Here is an 11,907-nt window from a genome sequence, read left to right as displayed (position 1 = left end):
TGTAAATAGTTGTCGTGAGGCGTTTGATTTTTCTTATAGCAATAGCAACATTCTGATTGGGTTAATCAGATGTTTTTATGAGCGTTTGATGTTATTGACTATCTTTGCAGCCAGATTGATATGTATAAACTTGGAATTCGATATTGTGTTTCCTGTAATCAAGAGTTTCAAATTTTGGTCATGACAAAAACGACAACGGCCTCCAAGCTGGAGACCGGTCGAAGGAAAAAAACTTAAGTTTAATTAACGGGGATAATGAGAAAACGATCGTCGATCATGCCCCATTTGTAGGATCTATAGTGCCAGCAGTGTTGAGGTTTTTCCAGGCAAATATTGAGGAGGGAAGTCGTTCCCTCCATTTAGCCTGAGGGGTCAGGAATGCGCGCGATTGGCGATATTATCCAGGATGCGTAGCGCATCCGCTGGCAGAACCAGCCCGGCGGCGGCAATATTTTCCGCCAGGTGCGTGCGGGATGAGGTGCCGGGGATCAGCAGAATATTGGGCGCGCGCTGGAGTAGCCAGGCGAGGGCGACCTGCATCGGCGTCGCCTCAAGCGAGGCCGCGACCTCGTTCAGCTCCTGCGCCTGCAGCGGGGTAAAACCGCCCAGCGGGAAGAAGGGGACCCAGGCGATGTGCTGGGCGGCCAGCGCATCCACCAGCGCGTCGTCGGCGCGATGGGCAATGTTATAGAGGTTTTGCACGCAGACGATAGGCGTCATTTTCTGCGCATCCGCCACCTGCTTTGCCGTCACGTTGCTAAGGCCAATATGGCGGATCAATCCTCGCGCCTTCAGCTCCAGCAGGGTGGCGAGCGGCGCCTCCAGCGACCCCTCCACCGGGCCGTGGGGGCTCAGCATACTGCGCAGGTTCACCACCTCCAGCACGTCGAGCCCCAGGTGACGCAAATTGTCCTCGACGGCCTGGGTCAGTTCAGCGGGCGACATGGCCGGCAGCCAGTTGCCTTTTTCGTCACGGCGGGCGCTGACCTTGGTGACAATGCACAGATCGTCGGGGTAGGGGTGAAGCGCTTTGCGGATCAGCTGATTGGTCACATGGGGGCCATAGAAATCCGAAGTATCGATATGGTTTACCCCAGCTTCGACGGCGGCCTGCAGCACGCGCACCGCTTCTTCAGGATCTTTCGGCGGGCCGAAGACGCCGGGGCCGGCCAGCTGCATGGCCCCGTAACCCAACCGATAGACCTGGCGATCGCCGAGCGTGCCGCGACCGGATAAGGTGACACTGGACATAGGAACTCTCCTCACGGTGGCTAAGCCGTAAGTGTAATGCGCTCACAAGGAAGGGAAGGGCGAGAATGTTGTCAGAATGTGCGACAGCGGCTCAGGCAAGCCGCTGTCGCCGGAGGCGGATTAGCCGAAGAACATCACGGAGACGCAGAGCAGGCCGACCACCAGAGTGATGGCATTCCCCACCGAGCGATACGGCTTCAGCGCCGGGATAAGCCAGGTTGACAGCGTGGGCATGATAAACAGGATCATGGCGATAAGCGGTCCGCTGATAGCGTAGATCATCGAGATCGCATTCGGGTTGATAAAGCACACCGCAAAGGTGAAGGCGGAGACCAGCATGATCGACATCGCGCGGTTGAAGGCGCGGCTCTTGCGCACGCCCATCAGGCCCAGCGAGCTTTTGACGATTTCGCTGGCGCCTTCAATGACCCCGAAGTAGGTGCCGAGAAAGGATTTCGACATGGCGACCACGGCGACGATAATGCCGGTCACCGCCAGCCAGCCCGGCGCGCCGGGCATCATCGACAGGGCGGAGAGGATAGTCACCCCCTGATCGCGGGCGGTCTCAATATAGGTCGCCGGGATAGCCAGCAGGCAGCTGAAGACGAAAAACAGCACGCTGGCGCAGATGATGGTGTAGGCCACCTTCATGATTTTTTTGCATTTACCCATGGCCAGGTCGCCGTGTTTCTCCTGCTGGTCGATAGCAAAAGTCGAGATGATCGGCGTATGGCTAAAAGCGAAAACCATCACGGGTATGGAGATCCAGACCTGGTGGAGCGTCTGCGAGCTGAACTGCATCTGGCTGGTGAGATGTTCCGGATGCCAGTCGCGAATTAAATAGAGGGAGAGAAACAGAAAGCAGGCGATGAGCGGGAAGACCAGAAAGCCCATCACCTTGATGGTGATCTGCCGGCCCATGAGAAAGATCAGATTAAGGACCAGCACCACGCCAAGACTCAGCAGCGCGCGTAGCGCAGGCGTCATCGGCGTGTGATGCGCCACCTGCTCGGCCAGCGAGTTGGTGATGGCCACGGCGTAGATCAGCACGACCACAAAGAAGGCGAGGAAATAGAGGCCGGTGATCAGGTTGCCAATTTTCTTACCATAGTAGTGATTGACTGCGCCGGTGATCCCGGTTCCCGGCGCGATATTGGCCGAGAGAATAAACTGGCTCAGCGCTTTGTGAGGCCAGTAGGTGAGCGGCCAGGCGACCAGCGCGGTGATGAAAAGGACGATGGCGCCAGCCGAACCCAGCTGGATCGGTAGAAATAGCGTCCCAGCGCCTACTGCAGTGCCATATAAGGCAAAACTCCATAGAGTTTCTTCTTTAGACCAAATTTTAGACATTATGCGACTTTATCAACCGTCAAACCAAAAAAAAGGAGTGCAATTTACCATATTTATGGTTCATCTGTTGCGATAGTTTTTGGTGATAAAGTCGCGGCGGATCGCGAAGGATCCGCCACGGGGCTAGCCGCGTGCCGCCTGGCGCGGGCGGCGGTGACGGATCACGCGCTCGCGCAGGGTGTCCCAGACCCAGTTAAACGCCATGGTGTAGGGCAGGAAGAAGAGCATGAAGCCGATCTCCAGCATAAACGCCTGCAGTAGCGATACCCCCAGCACGATAGCCACCATGGTGACGCCGATGATAACAAAGCCGGTCTCGAAGCCGATCGCGTGCAGCGCCCGCACTTTCAGCCGGCGGGGGACGCGGGAGACCGGCCACAGGCGATCGAAAGCCGCGTTATAAATGATGTTCCATACCATCGCCAGGGTGGCGAGCAGAATGCTCAGCCCGCCCATCTCCACCACCGAACGCTGCATCAGCCAGGCGGCGGTGGGGGCGAGGATCAGCGTCGCCAGTCCTTCGAAGGTGATGGCGTGGATAACGCGTTCGGTGAGCGTCTTGCGCTGATGCGGGGTCTGTTGCATGGCGAGCTACCTCCAGTTTTAGCCTGAACAGGAAATTACCCGGCAGTTTATGGAAAAATATGATAAACAAAAGATAGAAACCATCGATAAAGTAGATACATCATGCGTTATTCACCGGAAGCGTTAACCGCCTTTGTCGAGGCCGTTGACAGCGGGTCGTTCTCCGCGGCCGCCCGTCGCCTGCGGAAAAGCCAGTCGACGATCAGTACCGCTATCGCCAACCTGGAGGCAGACCTCGGGGTGACCCTCTTCGATCGGGCAACGCGGCAGCCGACGCTGACGCCGCAGGGGGAGCAGGTGCTGAGCTATGTCAAAGCGATCCTCGCCGCCAGCGAGCGGCTGGATGAGCTGGCGGTGTCGCTGTCCGGCGAGACAGAACCGCGACTGACCTTTGTGCTCTCGGACACCCTGCACCCGGACGTGCTGGAAGATCTGCTGGTGCAGTTTGACCGCCGCTTCCCTCATACCGAGTTTGAGTGTTTGATTGGCGAAGATGAGGACGTGATCGATCTCCTGCAAAAATCCCGCGCCCAGGTGGGATTGATTGAGGCGAGAGAGCGCTACCCGACCGATATCGGCAGCACCCGCCTGCCGCTGCAGACGGCGATGGGCATTTACGTGGCGCCTGACCATCCGCTGGCGGCGCAGGGCAAGGTTGTCTGGGATGAGCTGCGCAGCTGGCGCGAGCTGCGTTTGAGCACCTTTCTGGCCAGCGCCACGGAGCCTGCCGCCGGGCAGGTCTGGTCGGCGCCAAACTACCTGCTGCTGCTCAGCATGGCGGTGCAGGGCTTCGGCTGGTGCATTCTGCCCTGCGCCCTGGTGGCGGAGTTTGCGCCGCAGGGCGGGCTGGTGGCGCTCGATATCCCCGGCTGGCCGCGTGCGATTTCGGTGGATCTGCTGTGGAATAAGAAAGCGCCGCCCGGGGCGGCGGGCAGCTGGCTGCGTCAGCATCTGCAGCGGCGTGAACGTTAACGAATGGCTAATTCTTTGTGATTGGCCTCACTTTTTTTAAACAATTACAAAGTTTTTTGATAACAATTATCTAGTATATCGCTGTTTCTTTGCGCAAAAGCACGGGCAGGGGTAGAGGATGAAGGATGTCGTGATCGTCGGGGCGCTGCGAACGCCGATTGGCTGCTTTCAGGGCGCGCTATCGCGCCATTCAGCCGTTGAGCTGGGTAGCGTGGTGGTGAAGGCGCTGGTGGAGAAGACGGGAATCGATCCGCAGAGCGTGGATGAGGTGATCCTCGGCCAGGTGCTGACCGCGGGAACCGGGCAAAACCCGGCCCGTCAGTCCGCTATTCGCGGCGGGTTGCCCAACACTGTATCGGCTATCACCATTAACGACGTCTGCGGTTCCGGTCTGAAAGCCCTGCACCTCGCCACCCAGGCCATCCAGTGCGGGGAGGCGGACGTGGTGATCGCCGGCGGCCAGGAGAACATGAGCCGCGCTCCGCATGTCCTCACCGACAGCCGCACCGGCGCCCAGCTGGGCAACAGCCAGCTGATTGACAGTCTGGTCCATGACGGCCTGTGGGACGCCTTCAACGATTACCATATGGGCGTCACGGCGGAAAACCTCGCCCGGGAATACGGCATCAGCCGCGAACTGCAGGACGCCTGGGCGCTCAGCTCGCAGCATAAGGCGCGCAAGGCGATTGATTCCGGACGCTTTCGCGATGAGATTGTCCCGGTCGTTACCGAGCATAACGGCGCGGCGCGCACCGTAGATACCGATGAACAACCGCGGGTGGATGCCAGCGCGGAAGGGCTGGCCAGCCTGCAGCCTGCCTTCGATCGTCTCGGATCGGTGACCGCCGGCAACGCATCCAGCATCAATGACGGCGCGGCGGCGGTGATGATGATGAGTGAGGCGAAAGCCGAGGAGCTGGGGCTGCCGATCCTCGCGCGGATCCGCGCCTTCGCCAGCGTCGGCGTCGATCCGGCGCTGATGGGCATCGCCCCGGTGCACGCCACCCGCCGTTGTCTGGAACGGGCCGGCTGGCGGCTGGACGACGTCGATCTGATCGAAGCCAATGAGGCCTTTGCCGCTCAGGCTATCTCCGTTGGCCGGGTACTGGAGTGGGATGAGCGACGGGTCAACGTCAACGGCGGCGCGATCGCCCTCGGCCACCCGATCGGCGCCTCCGGCTGCCGGATTCTGGTGTCGCTGGTGCATGAAATGATCAAGCGCGATGCGCGTAAAGGGCTGGCGACGCTGTGCATCGGCGGCGGTCAGGGCGTGGCGCTGGCGGTAGAGCGCGCGTAGCGCTGAATGTCGATTTCCATGGCCTCCTGCGGGAGGCCTTTTTTATGCGCCGCGCTTTGCCGACCCCCCTCTTTTTTGCCGTATTTCCCTTCTCCCCATCGTCAATTTATTGAGCTCCGTCACGTCTTGTTGTGCCACCTTTTTTGAAACAAATAACTACGATCCTGGTCACTAAAACTGAGGTTCTTAAAAAATAAAATAACGTTTCATAAAAACGAAATGACATTTTATTTATTATAAGGGGTACCCTATGTTAAAACGATCTCTGGTTCTGGCCGCCCTCTGCGGTATGTCTTTTGCGGCAACCGCGGTCACGATAGATTTACGTCATGAATTTATTGATGGCGGCAAGAGCGATAAAAGCAATGCCGACCGCGTCTCGGTATCCCACCGCTTCGCCAACGGGCTAGGCTTTACCGTGGAGGCCAAATGGCGTTCAGGCGGCGACAACGGTTCGCAACCCTATTCGGACGTGGTGGGCAACGGCCATGAAGACACCATCAGCTGGCGCTGGAAAGCGACGTCGAACCTTTTCCTCACCCCCGGGTTTACCATAGAGAGCAACGACAGCCGCTCCATTTACAAGCCGCATCTGCACGTACAGTACAGTTTCGACAATGGCTTCTATGTCGCCGCTCGCTATCGCTATGAGTACACCCGCTATCCGAACGATGCCGGTAAAGATGATGACAAGGTGAATCGCGGCGACGCGTGGGCCGGGTTTGCCCTCGGCGACTGGCGCACCGAGCTGAACTATGTCTATGCCCGCAGTTCGGAAGGGGTGAACCGCAACGACAACAAACCCTACTCACAGGAATATAACGTGAAGGTAGCCTATAAGCTGGATAACAACTGGTCGCCGTATGGTGAAATCGGCAACGTCGGCGTGAATGACCGCAGCGATCGCCAGACCCGTTTCCGCGTCGGGGTGGCTTACTCATTCTGATTTCCATCAGGCCCTCATCGTCTGTTTTCCCCGGCGCCGTCAGCCGGGGTTTTTTATGGGCCAAAGCGGGGGAACAAAAAAAAGCCCTCCGCGAAGGAGGGCAAGGCCAGTTACAGAAAAACGTTCGCCGGGGCTCAGGCGCTCAGCATCGGCGGATGGTCAGGTAATTTCGCGATATAGATGGCCGGCTTGCCGTCTTTATCAGAGCTGAACAGAATGGCGCTGTCGTCCGGCGTAAACGAGGGGTGCGGGTGCGTCACCTGGCGGCTGTTGGCCAACGTCGCCCACGAGGTATCATGGCGCGCGACGCGGAAGTAGCGCTTCTCCGCCACGTTAAAGACGTACAGATAAGGATCGTTATCAATGGAGTAGCCGCCGGTATCTTTGACATCGACCGGCGTGCCTGATCCATCGCCCACCAGCAGCGTACCGTCGAAATTGCTCATCAGATGCGAGCAGGCGGGCATCGTCATCAGGGCCTCGTTGACGCCGCTCTCCGGATCAAAGCGATAGATCGTCCGCCCCTGCTGGCCTTTCAGATAGGAGACGTAGATCAGCGCTGAACCGTCCGGGACCCAGAATTCATGGGTGCAGCTTTCCCCCGGGGCATGCGCTTTGACTTTACGCACGTTGCTGCCATCTTCATTGACCAGCCACATGCGGGCGTCAACCAGATCGTGCGGCCCTTCATGGCAGAAGGCGACGGTATGGTCGTCGAAGGGACGATAGATCGGATGTCCCAGCCAGATTTTTTCCTCATGGATCACCTGGCTCTCTCCGCTGCGCAGGTCGACGCGCAGCAGGCGGCAGTGCGGTCCTTTGTGGAAAAAGTCATGAAAAATCTGCCAGTCGTTGAGCGGCGTCCAGTCGCTTTTCGCAATCTCAATGCCTACCAGTTTGCTGCAATCGCTGTTCGCCACCCAGGTGCCATAGCCGACCCACTCCTCGCTGACGCGGTAAACTTCACGCTCGGCGAGGGTGGTGAGGTTCACCTCCAGCAGGGTACGGTCATTTTTCACGTAATAGAGCGACTTATCGTCCGGGGAGAGGAAGCCGCCGAAGGTGTTATCCCCGGCGCCTTCCGTCAGCTGGACGGCTTCGGCGCTGGCGATATTCAGCAGATAGTAGTTCCAGTGGCCGTCAAACTCGCCGGCGAACAGTAAATGGCTGCCATCGTTAAAAAAGCACTTCTGATAGAAGTAGTTGCGATGACAGGTGACCTCCGGGGGGGTTAAGCGGGTGACTTCCGCCCCGGTATCCGGATCGCGGCTGACGTGATAGTTCAGTTTGACCCGCATGCCTTTAGCCATGTAGTGCTCCTTTCTTTCCTGCGATGCCGCTGGACCAGAGGCGTGTCGCTGAGTGATGTGTTTTAAAAGATGGGTGTCAATTTATCAAAACAATGTTTCATTATTTGTGATGTCTCACGCAGTTCAGCGCAATTCCCGCATCTTCCGCGGCCTGCTGGCCCCACTTCGACCGTCTCTCCAGACAACCGGTTGAATCATCATCCTTTTAAAACCGCTTCCTGTCCGGCGCGGGTTGCCGCATCCGTTCGCTTTTTCGTTTTTTGTAATCGACGTCATAAAAAATGAAACGACGTTTTAAATATCATTGAAAATGACAGGGAGCGGGGCTAAGATGGCACCCATTAGTAAAACGGAACTCTGTTTTATTTTTATGATGGGCTATGCCCGTGAGTTCGCCCTACGCTCAGTCGCGCCGCCGGCGCGAGCCGGGCCGAGAGAACCTTGCCTGCACACTGCAGGCTCTGAACGACTAAGGAACACATTATGATTCTTGATGCATTCTCCCTGCAGGGAAAAGTGGCCGTCGTGAGCGGATGCGATACCGGTTTAGGTCAGGGGATGGCCCTCGGGCTGGCGGAAGCGGGCTGCGATATTGTCGGTATCAATATTGTCGAGCCGGTGGAAACTATCGAGCGGGTGACGGCGCTGGGACGCCGCTTTCTCAGCCTGACCGCCGACCTGCGCCAGATCGACGGTATCCCTCAGCTGCTGGAGCGGGCGGTGGCGGAGTTTGGCCATATTGATATTCTGGTCAACAATGCCGGCCTCATCCGCCGCGAGGACGCGCTGGCGTTCAGCGAAAAGGACTGGGACGACGTCATGAACCTCAACATCAAGAGCGTATTTTTCATGTCCCAGGCGGCGGCGAAGCACTTTATCGCCCAGGGCAGCGGCGGGAAGATCATTAACATCGCCTCGATGCTGTCGTTCCAGGGCGGGATCCGTGTGCCGTCGTATACCGCGTCCAAAAGTGCGGTGATGGGCGTTACCCGCTTGCTGGCCAACGAGTGGGCTAAACACCATATCAATGTCAACGCCATCGCCCCGGGGTATATGGCGACCAATAACACCCAGCAGCTCCGCGCCGACGAGCAGCGCAGTAACGAAATCCTCGACCGCATTCCCGCCGGGCGCTGGGGCCTGCCGTCCGACCTGATGGGGCCGGTGGTCTTCCTCGCTTCCCCAGCCTCCGATTACATCAATGGCTACACGGTAGCGGTGGACGGCGGCTGGCTGGCGCGCTAACCGTCGGCGACGGTCGGCGCGACACTCATCGCCCCGGCCGTCTGAGCAATTATTGTCCATACCGTAAAATGAGGATCGTCCATATTCCAGAGTGCAGAATGAATGTTACCGCCCTGTATGGACAGGGTTATTAACTATGCGAAACGAATTTTTTGTTACTTTGAAAGTTTAATGTCCATCACAAAACCCATCTTGCCAGCAAAATAGTCCATATCTTTGGCGTATCCAGCCTGACAAACTCCTCCGCCAGTCACGTACTTTCGTCCTATGTCTTTCTCTGTGTGGCAGGAATAAAAATGACTTCAATCAGTAACGACTCTGCATTAACGCCGCGGGCGCAACGTGACACCCGGCGGATGAACTGGTTTGTTTCTATCGCCGCGGCGGTGGCGGGGTTGCTCTTTGGCCTGGATATCGGCGTGATATCCGGGGCGCTGCCCTTTATAACCGACCACTTCACCTTATCCAGCCAGCTTCAGGAGTGGGTGGTCAGCAGCATGATGCTGGGGGCGGCGATAGGCGCGCTGTTTAACGGCTGGCTGTCGTTCCGCCTTGGCCGCAAATACAGCCTGATGGCGGGGGCCGTGCTTTTTGTCGCCGGCTCTATCGGCTCCGCTTTTGCCGCCAGCGTGGAAGTGCTGCTGGTGGCCCGCGTGGTGTTGGGGGTGGCCGTTGGGATCGCCTCTTATACCGCGCCGCTGTACCTCTCCGAAATGGCCAGCGAGAACGTGCGCGGAAAAATGATCAGTATGTATCAGCTGATGGTGACCCTCGGCATTGTGCTGGCGTTTCTTTCCGATACCGCCTTTAGCTACAGCGGTAACTGGCGCGCCATGCTGGGCGTGCTGGCGCTGCCGGCGGTGATCCTGATCGTTCTGGTCGTCTTTCTGCCGAACAGCCCTCGCTGGCTGGCGGAGAAAGGGCGCCATATCGAAGCGGAAGAGGTGCTGCGGATGCTGCGCGATACCTCGGAGAAGGCGCGCGATGAGCTTAACGAGATCCGCGAAAGCCTGAAGCTGAAGCAGGGCGGTTGGGCGTTGTTCAAGGTCAATCGTAACGTGCGCCGGGCGGTGTTCCTTGGCATGCTGCTGCAGGCGATGCAGCAGTTCACCGGCATGAACATCATCATGTACTACGCCCCGCGTATTTTCAAAATGGCGGGCTTTACCACTACCGAACAGCAGATGATCGCCACCCTGGTGGTGGGCCTGACCTTTATGTTTGCCACCTTTATCGCGGTGTTCACGGTGGATAAAGCGGGTCGCAAGCCGGCGCTGAAAATCGGTTTCAGCGTGATGGCGCTGGGCACCCTGGTGCTCGGCTACTGCCTGATGCAGTTCGACAATGGCACCGCCTCCAGCGGCCTCTCCTGGCTTTCCGTCGGCATGACCATGATGTGTATTGCCGGGTATGCGATGAGCGCGGCGCCGGTGGTGTGGATCCTCTGCTCCGAGATCCAGCCGCTGAAATGCCGCGACTTCGGCATCACCTGCTCCACCACCACCAACTGGGTGTCGAACATGATCATCGGCGCCACCTTCCTGACGCTGCTTGACGCGATCGGCGCCGCCGGGACCTTCTGGCTCTACACGGTGCTCAACGTGGCCTTTATCGGCGTCACCTTCTGGCTGATCCCGGAGACCAAAAATGTCACCCTCGAGCACATTGAGCGCAACCTGATGGCGGGCGAGAAGCTGCGCAACATCGGTAACCGTTAATGTGAGGCGCGCGGCAGCCACGGGCTGGCGACCTTGCGCGTCTCCCGATGGTTGTCGCCGTGAATGATATGCAGGGCGCTCAGGCGCCCGATGTCGTAGTGCGGCAGCTGCACCGTGGAGAGCGGCGGCAGAAACAGATCGCCAATGCCCACCATATTGTCGTATCCCACCACCGCCACGTCCTGTGGAATGCGTAACCCCTGGCCCAGCAGCGTCTGATAGACCATAAAGGCGATGCGATCGTTGCCGCAAATCACCGAGTCAAAGCCGGGTTTACCCTCGCGGATATGCGCCATCACCACCCCCGGAATATCGTGGTAATGCTCATCGCCTTGAGCCATATACGAGTGGGTCAGGCTGTCCGGTTCGATGCCCGCCTCCCGGCAGGCGCGCTCCAGCCCCTGACGGCGGCGGATCGTCGCCAGCTGGCTGGCGGGTAAGTGCAGGCACAGCGGATGACGATAGCCCGCGGCAAGCAGGGCTTTTACCGCGTCGTACTGACCCTGCTCATCGTCCGGGATATAGCTGGCCACCGGCTGGCTGAGGCTTTCGCAGTTGGCCAGCACGCAGGGCAGGGTCAGCAGTTTGTCCGGCAGCGGCACCTGGCGCAGGCCCATGGTGGTAAAGATAATGCCGTCCGGACGGTGGGAGAGGAGCAGGTCGACCACCGCTTCCGGCCGATCGTCGGAAAACATGTTGACCACAAAGCTGTTCCAGCCGTGGGCGCGGGCGGTCTCTTCGATCGAGAGGGTGATCTCCACCGAGAAGGGGGTGGTGACGGTATCCAGCGCCAGCACGCCGATGGTGCTGGGGGTGGCCCGCGCCCCGCGGATCTTTTTCGCCGACAGGTCGGGGACATAGTTGGTTTCGGCGATGGCGGCCTGCACGCGGGCCAGCGTCTCCGGCTTGAGCCGCTCCGGGGTGTTCAGCGCCCGAGAGACGGTCATCAGAGATACATTCGCCAGTTTTGCTACATCTTTCAGGGACGCCATTTTTTCCTCCGCCATAGCTGCAGAGTACAGGCTATACAACTAAGTCGCTGATGTAAAAGCGTGAAACGATTTTATGCTAGCCTCGTCCTCCACGCTGCCGCGGTTAATATTTGATCGCGATCGCATCTTCATTATGTTAACGTTAACTTTTGTGATTAACATCATGTATCGCAGCGAATCCCCCTGCGCTTTGTTTTTTGTTAACGTTACCATAATTGCATTCCTCTAACACGAGAATGTC

General features: G+C 58.4%; 11 protein-coding genes. 6 read left to right on the top strand and 5 right to left on the bottom strand.

Translation table 11 applies throughout. From position 1 onward, the window contains the following. Nucleotides 1–372 precede the first annotated feature (372 nt). From ABLV04_RS12165 to ABLV04_RS12155, 3 genes are all read right to left on the bottom strand, one after another. Entirely contained in the window at nucleotides 373–1,251 is an 879-nt protein-coding gene (locus ABLV04_RS12165) for an aldo/keto reductase family oxidoreductase (protein WP_023290925.1), read from the bottom strand. Between the two features lie 120 nt (nucleotides 1,252–1,371). Continuing rightward, on the bottom strand, nucleotides 1,372–2,601 hold the full coding sequence (locus ABLV04_RS12160) for an amino acid permease (RefSeq protein ID WP_121936594.1): 1,230 nt from the start codon (nucleotides 2,599–2,601) through the stop codon (nucleotides 1,372–1,374). A 123-nt stretch (nucleotides 2,602–2,724) separates the two neighbouring features. Continuing rightward, nucleotides 2,725–3,186, bottom strand: a complete 462-nt coding sequence (locus ABLV04_RS12155) for a multidrug/biocide efflux PACE transporter (RefSeq protein ID WP_017899256.1) — start codon at nucleotides 3,184–3,186, stop codon at nucleotides 2,725–2,727. Nucleotides 3,187–3,288: 102 nt separating this feature from the next. Here ABLV04_RS12155 and ABLV04_RS12150 point away from each other — a divergent pair, with 102 nt between their 5' ends. The 3 genes from ABLV04_RS12150 (at nucleotide 3,289) to ompK26 (ending at nucleotide 6,401) form a co-directional block, all read left to right on the top strand. Further along, complete coding sequence (locus ABLV04_RS12150; protein ID WP_032453992.1) at nucleotides 3,289–4,158, top strand: LysR family transcriptional regulator; 870 nt, start codon at nucleotides 3,289–3,291, stop codon at nucleotides 4,156–4,158. Nucleotides 4,159–4,276: 118 nt separating this feature from the next. Continuing rightward, entirely contained in the window at nucleotides 4,277–5,455 is a 1,179-nt protein-coding gene (locus ABLV04_RS12145) for an acetyl-CoA C-acetyltransferase (RefSeq protein WP_044524632.1), read from the top strand. A 250-nt stretch (nucleotides 5,456–5,705) separates the two neighbouring features. After that, the gene (gene ompK26, locus ABLV04_RS12140; protein ID WP_004205398.1) at nucleotides 5,706–6,401 is read left to right on the top strand and encodes a KdgM family porin OmpK26; all 696 of its coding nucleotides are present in this window, start codon (nucleotides 5,706–5,708) and stop codon (nucleotides 6,399–6,401) included. A 134-nt stretch (nucleotides 6,402–6,535) separates the two neighbouring features. On the opposite strand, the gene ABLV04_RS12135 is transcribed toward ompK26, so the two are convergent. Then, complete coding sequence (locus ABLV04_RS12135) at nucleotides 6,536–7,711, bottom strand: oligogalacturonate lyase family protein (protein ID WP_180266118.1); 1,176 nt, start codon at nucleotides 7,709–7,711, stop codon at nucleotides 6,536–6,538. A 483-nt stretch (nucleotides 7,712–8,194) separates the two neighbouring features. Here ABLV04_RS12135 and kduD point away from each other — a divergent pair, with 483 nt between their 5' ends. Then, the gene (kduD, locus tag ABLV04_RS12130; protein ID WP_180266117.1) at nucleotides 8,195–8,956 is read left to right on the top strand and encodes a 2-dehydro-3-deoxy-D-gluconate 5-dehydrogenase KduD; all 762 of its coding nucleotides are present in this window, start codon (nucleotides 8,195–8,197) and stop codon (nucleotides 8,954–8,956) included. A 296-nt stretch (nucleotides 8,957–9,252) separates the two neighbouring features. After that, complete coding sequence (locus ABLV04_RS12125) at nucleotides 9,253–10,674, top strand: sugar porter family MFS transporter (protein WP_004205402.1); 1,422 nt, start codon at nucleotides 9,253–9,255, stop codon at nucleotides 10,672–10,674. On the opposite strand, the gene ABLV04_RS12120 is transcribed toward ABLV04_RS12125, so the two are convergent. Beyond that, nucleotides 10,671–11,666: a LacI family DNA-binding transcriptional regulator gene (locus ABLV04_RS12120; RefSeq protein WP_023290919.1), complete on the bottom strand. Its 996-nt coding sequence runs from the start codon at nucleotides 11,664–11,666 to the stop codon at nucleotides 10,671–10,673. The genes ABLV04_RS12125 and ABLV04_RS12120 overlap by 4 nt on opposite strands. 94 nt (nucleotides 11,667–11,760) lie before the next feature. On the opposite strand from ABLV04_RS12120, the gene ABLV04_RS12115 reads away from it, so the two are divergent. Then, complete coding sequence (locus ABLV04_RS12115) at nucleotides 11,761–11,895, top strand: hypothetical protein (protein WP_032429210.1); 135 nt, start codon at nucleotides 11,761–11,763, stop codon at nucleotides 11,893–11,895. The last annotated feature ends 12 nt before the right edge of the window (nucleotides 11,896–11,907 follow it).

The sequence above is a fragment of the Klebsiella sp. JN_Kp127 genome, assembly GCF_040062505.1.
GTDB lineage: Bacteria > Pseudomonadota > Gammaproteobacteria > Enterobacterales > Enterobacteriaceae > Klebsiella > Klebsiella quasipneumoniae.
This window is presented reverse-complemented; position numbering and strand designations above follow the sequence as displayed.

What these genes read in the sequence shown, in the direction of transcription:
- ABLV04_RS12165 (WP_023290925.1), bottom strand. Translation starts at nt 1,251, where the DNA reads ATGTCCAGTGTCACCTTATCCGGTCGCGGCACGCTCGGCGATCGCCAG.
- ABLV04_RS12160 (WP_121936594.1), bottom strand. Translation starts at nt 2,601, where the DNA reads ATGTCTAAAATTTGGTCTAAAGAAGAAACTCTATGGAGTTTTGCCTTA.
- ABLV04_RS12155 (WP_017899256.1), bottom strand. Translation starts at nt 3,186, where the DNA reads ATGCAACAGACCCCGCATCAGCGCAAGACGCTCACCGAACGCGTTATC.
- ABLV04_RS12150 (WP_032453992.1), top strand. Translation starts at nt 3,289, where the DNA reads ATGCGTTATTCACCGGAAGCGTTAACCGCCTTTGTCGAGGCCGTTGAC.
- ABLV04_RS12145 (WP_044524632.1), top strand. Translation starts at nt 4,277, where the DNA reads ATGAAGGATGTCGTGATCGTCGGGGCGCTGCGAACGCCGATTGGCTGC.
- ompK26 (WP_004205398.1), top strand. Translation starts at nt 5,706, where the DNA reads ATGTTAAAACGATCTCTGGTTCTGGCCGCCCTCTGCGGTATGTCTTTT.
- ABLV04_RS12135 (WP_180266118.1), bottom strand. Translation starts at nt 7,711, where the DNA reads ATGGCTAAAGGCATGCGGGTCAAACTGAACTATCACGTCAGCCGCGAT.
- kduD (WP_180266117.1), top strand. Translation starts at nt 8,195, where the DNA reads ATGATTCTTGATGCATTCTCCCTGCAGGGAAAAGTGGCCGTCGTGAGC.
- ABLV04_RS12125 (WP_004205402.1), top strand. Translation starts at nt 9,253, where the DNA reads ATGACTTCAATCAGTAACGACTCTGCATTAACGCCGCGGGCGCAACGT.
- ABLV04_RS12120 (WP_023290919.1), bottom strand. Translation starts at nt 11,666, where the DNA reads ATGGCGTCCCTGAAAGATGTAGCAAAACTGGCGAATGTATCTCTGATG.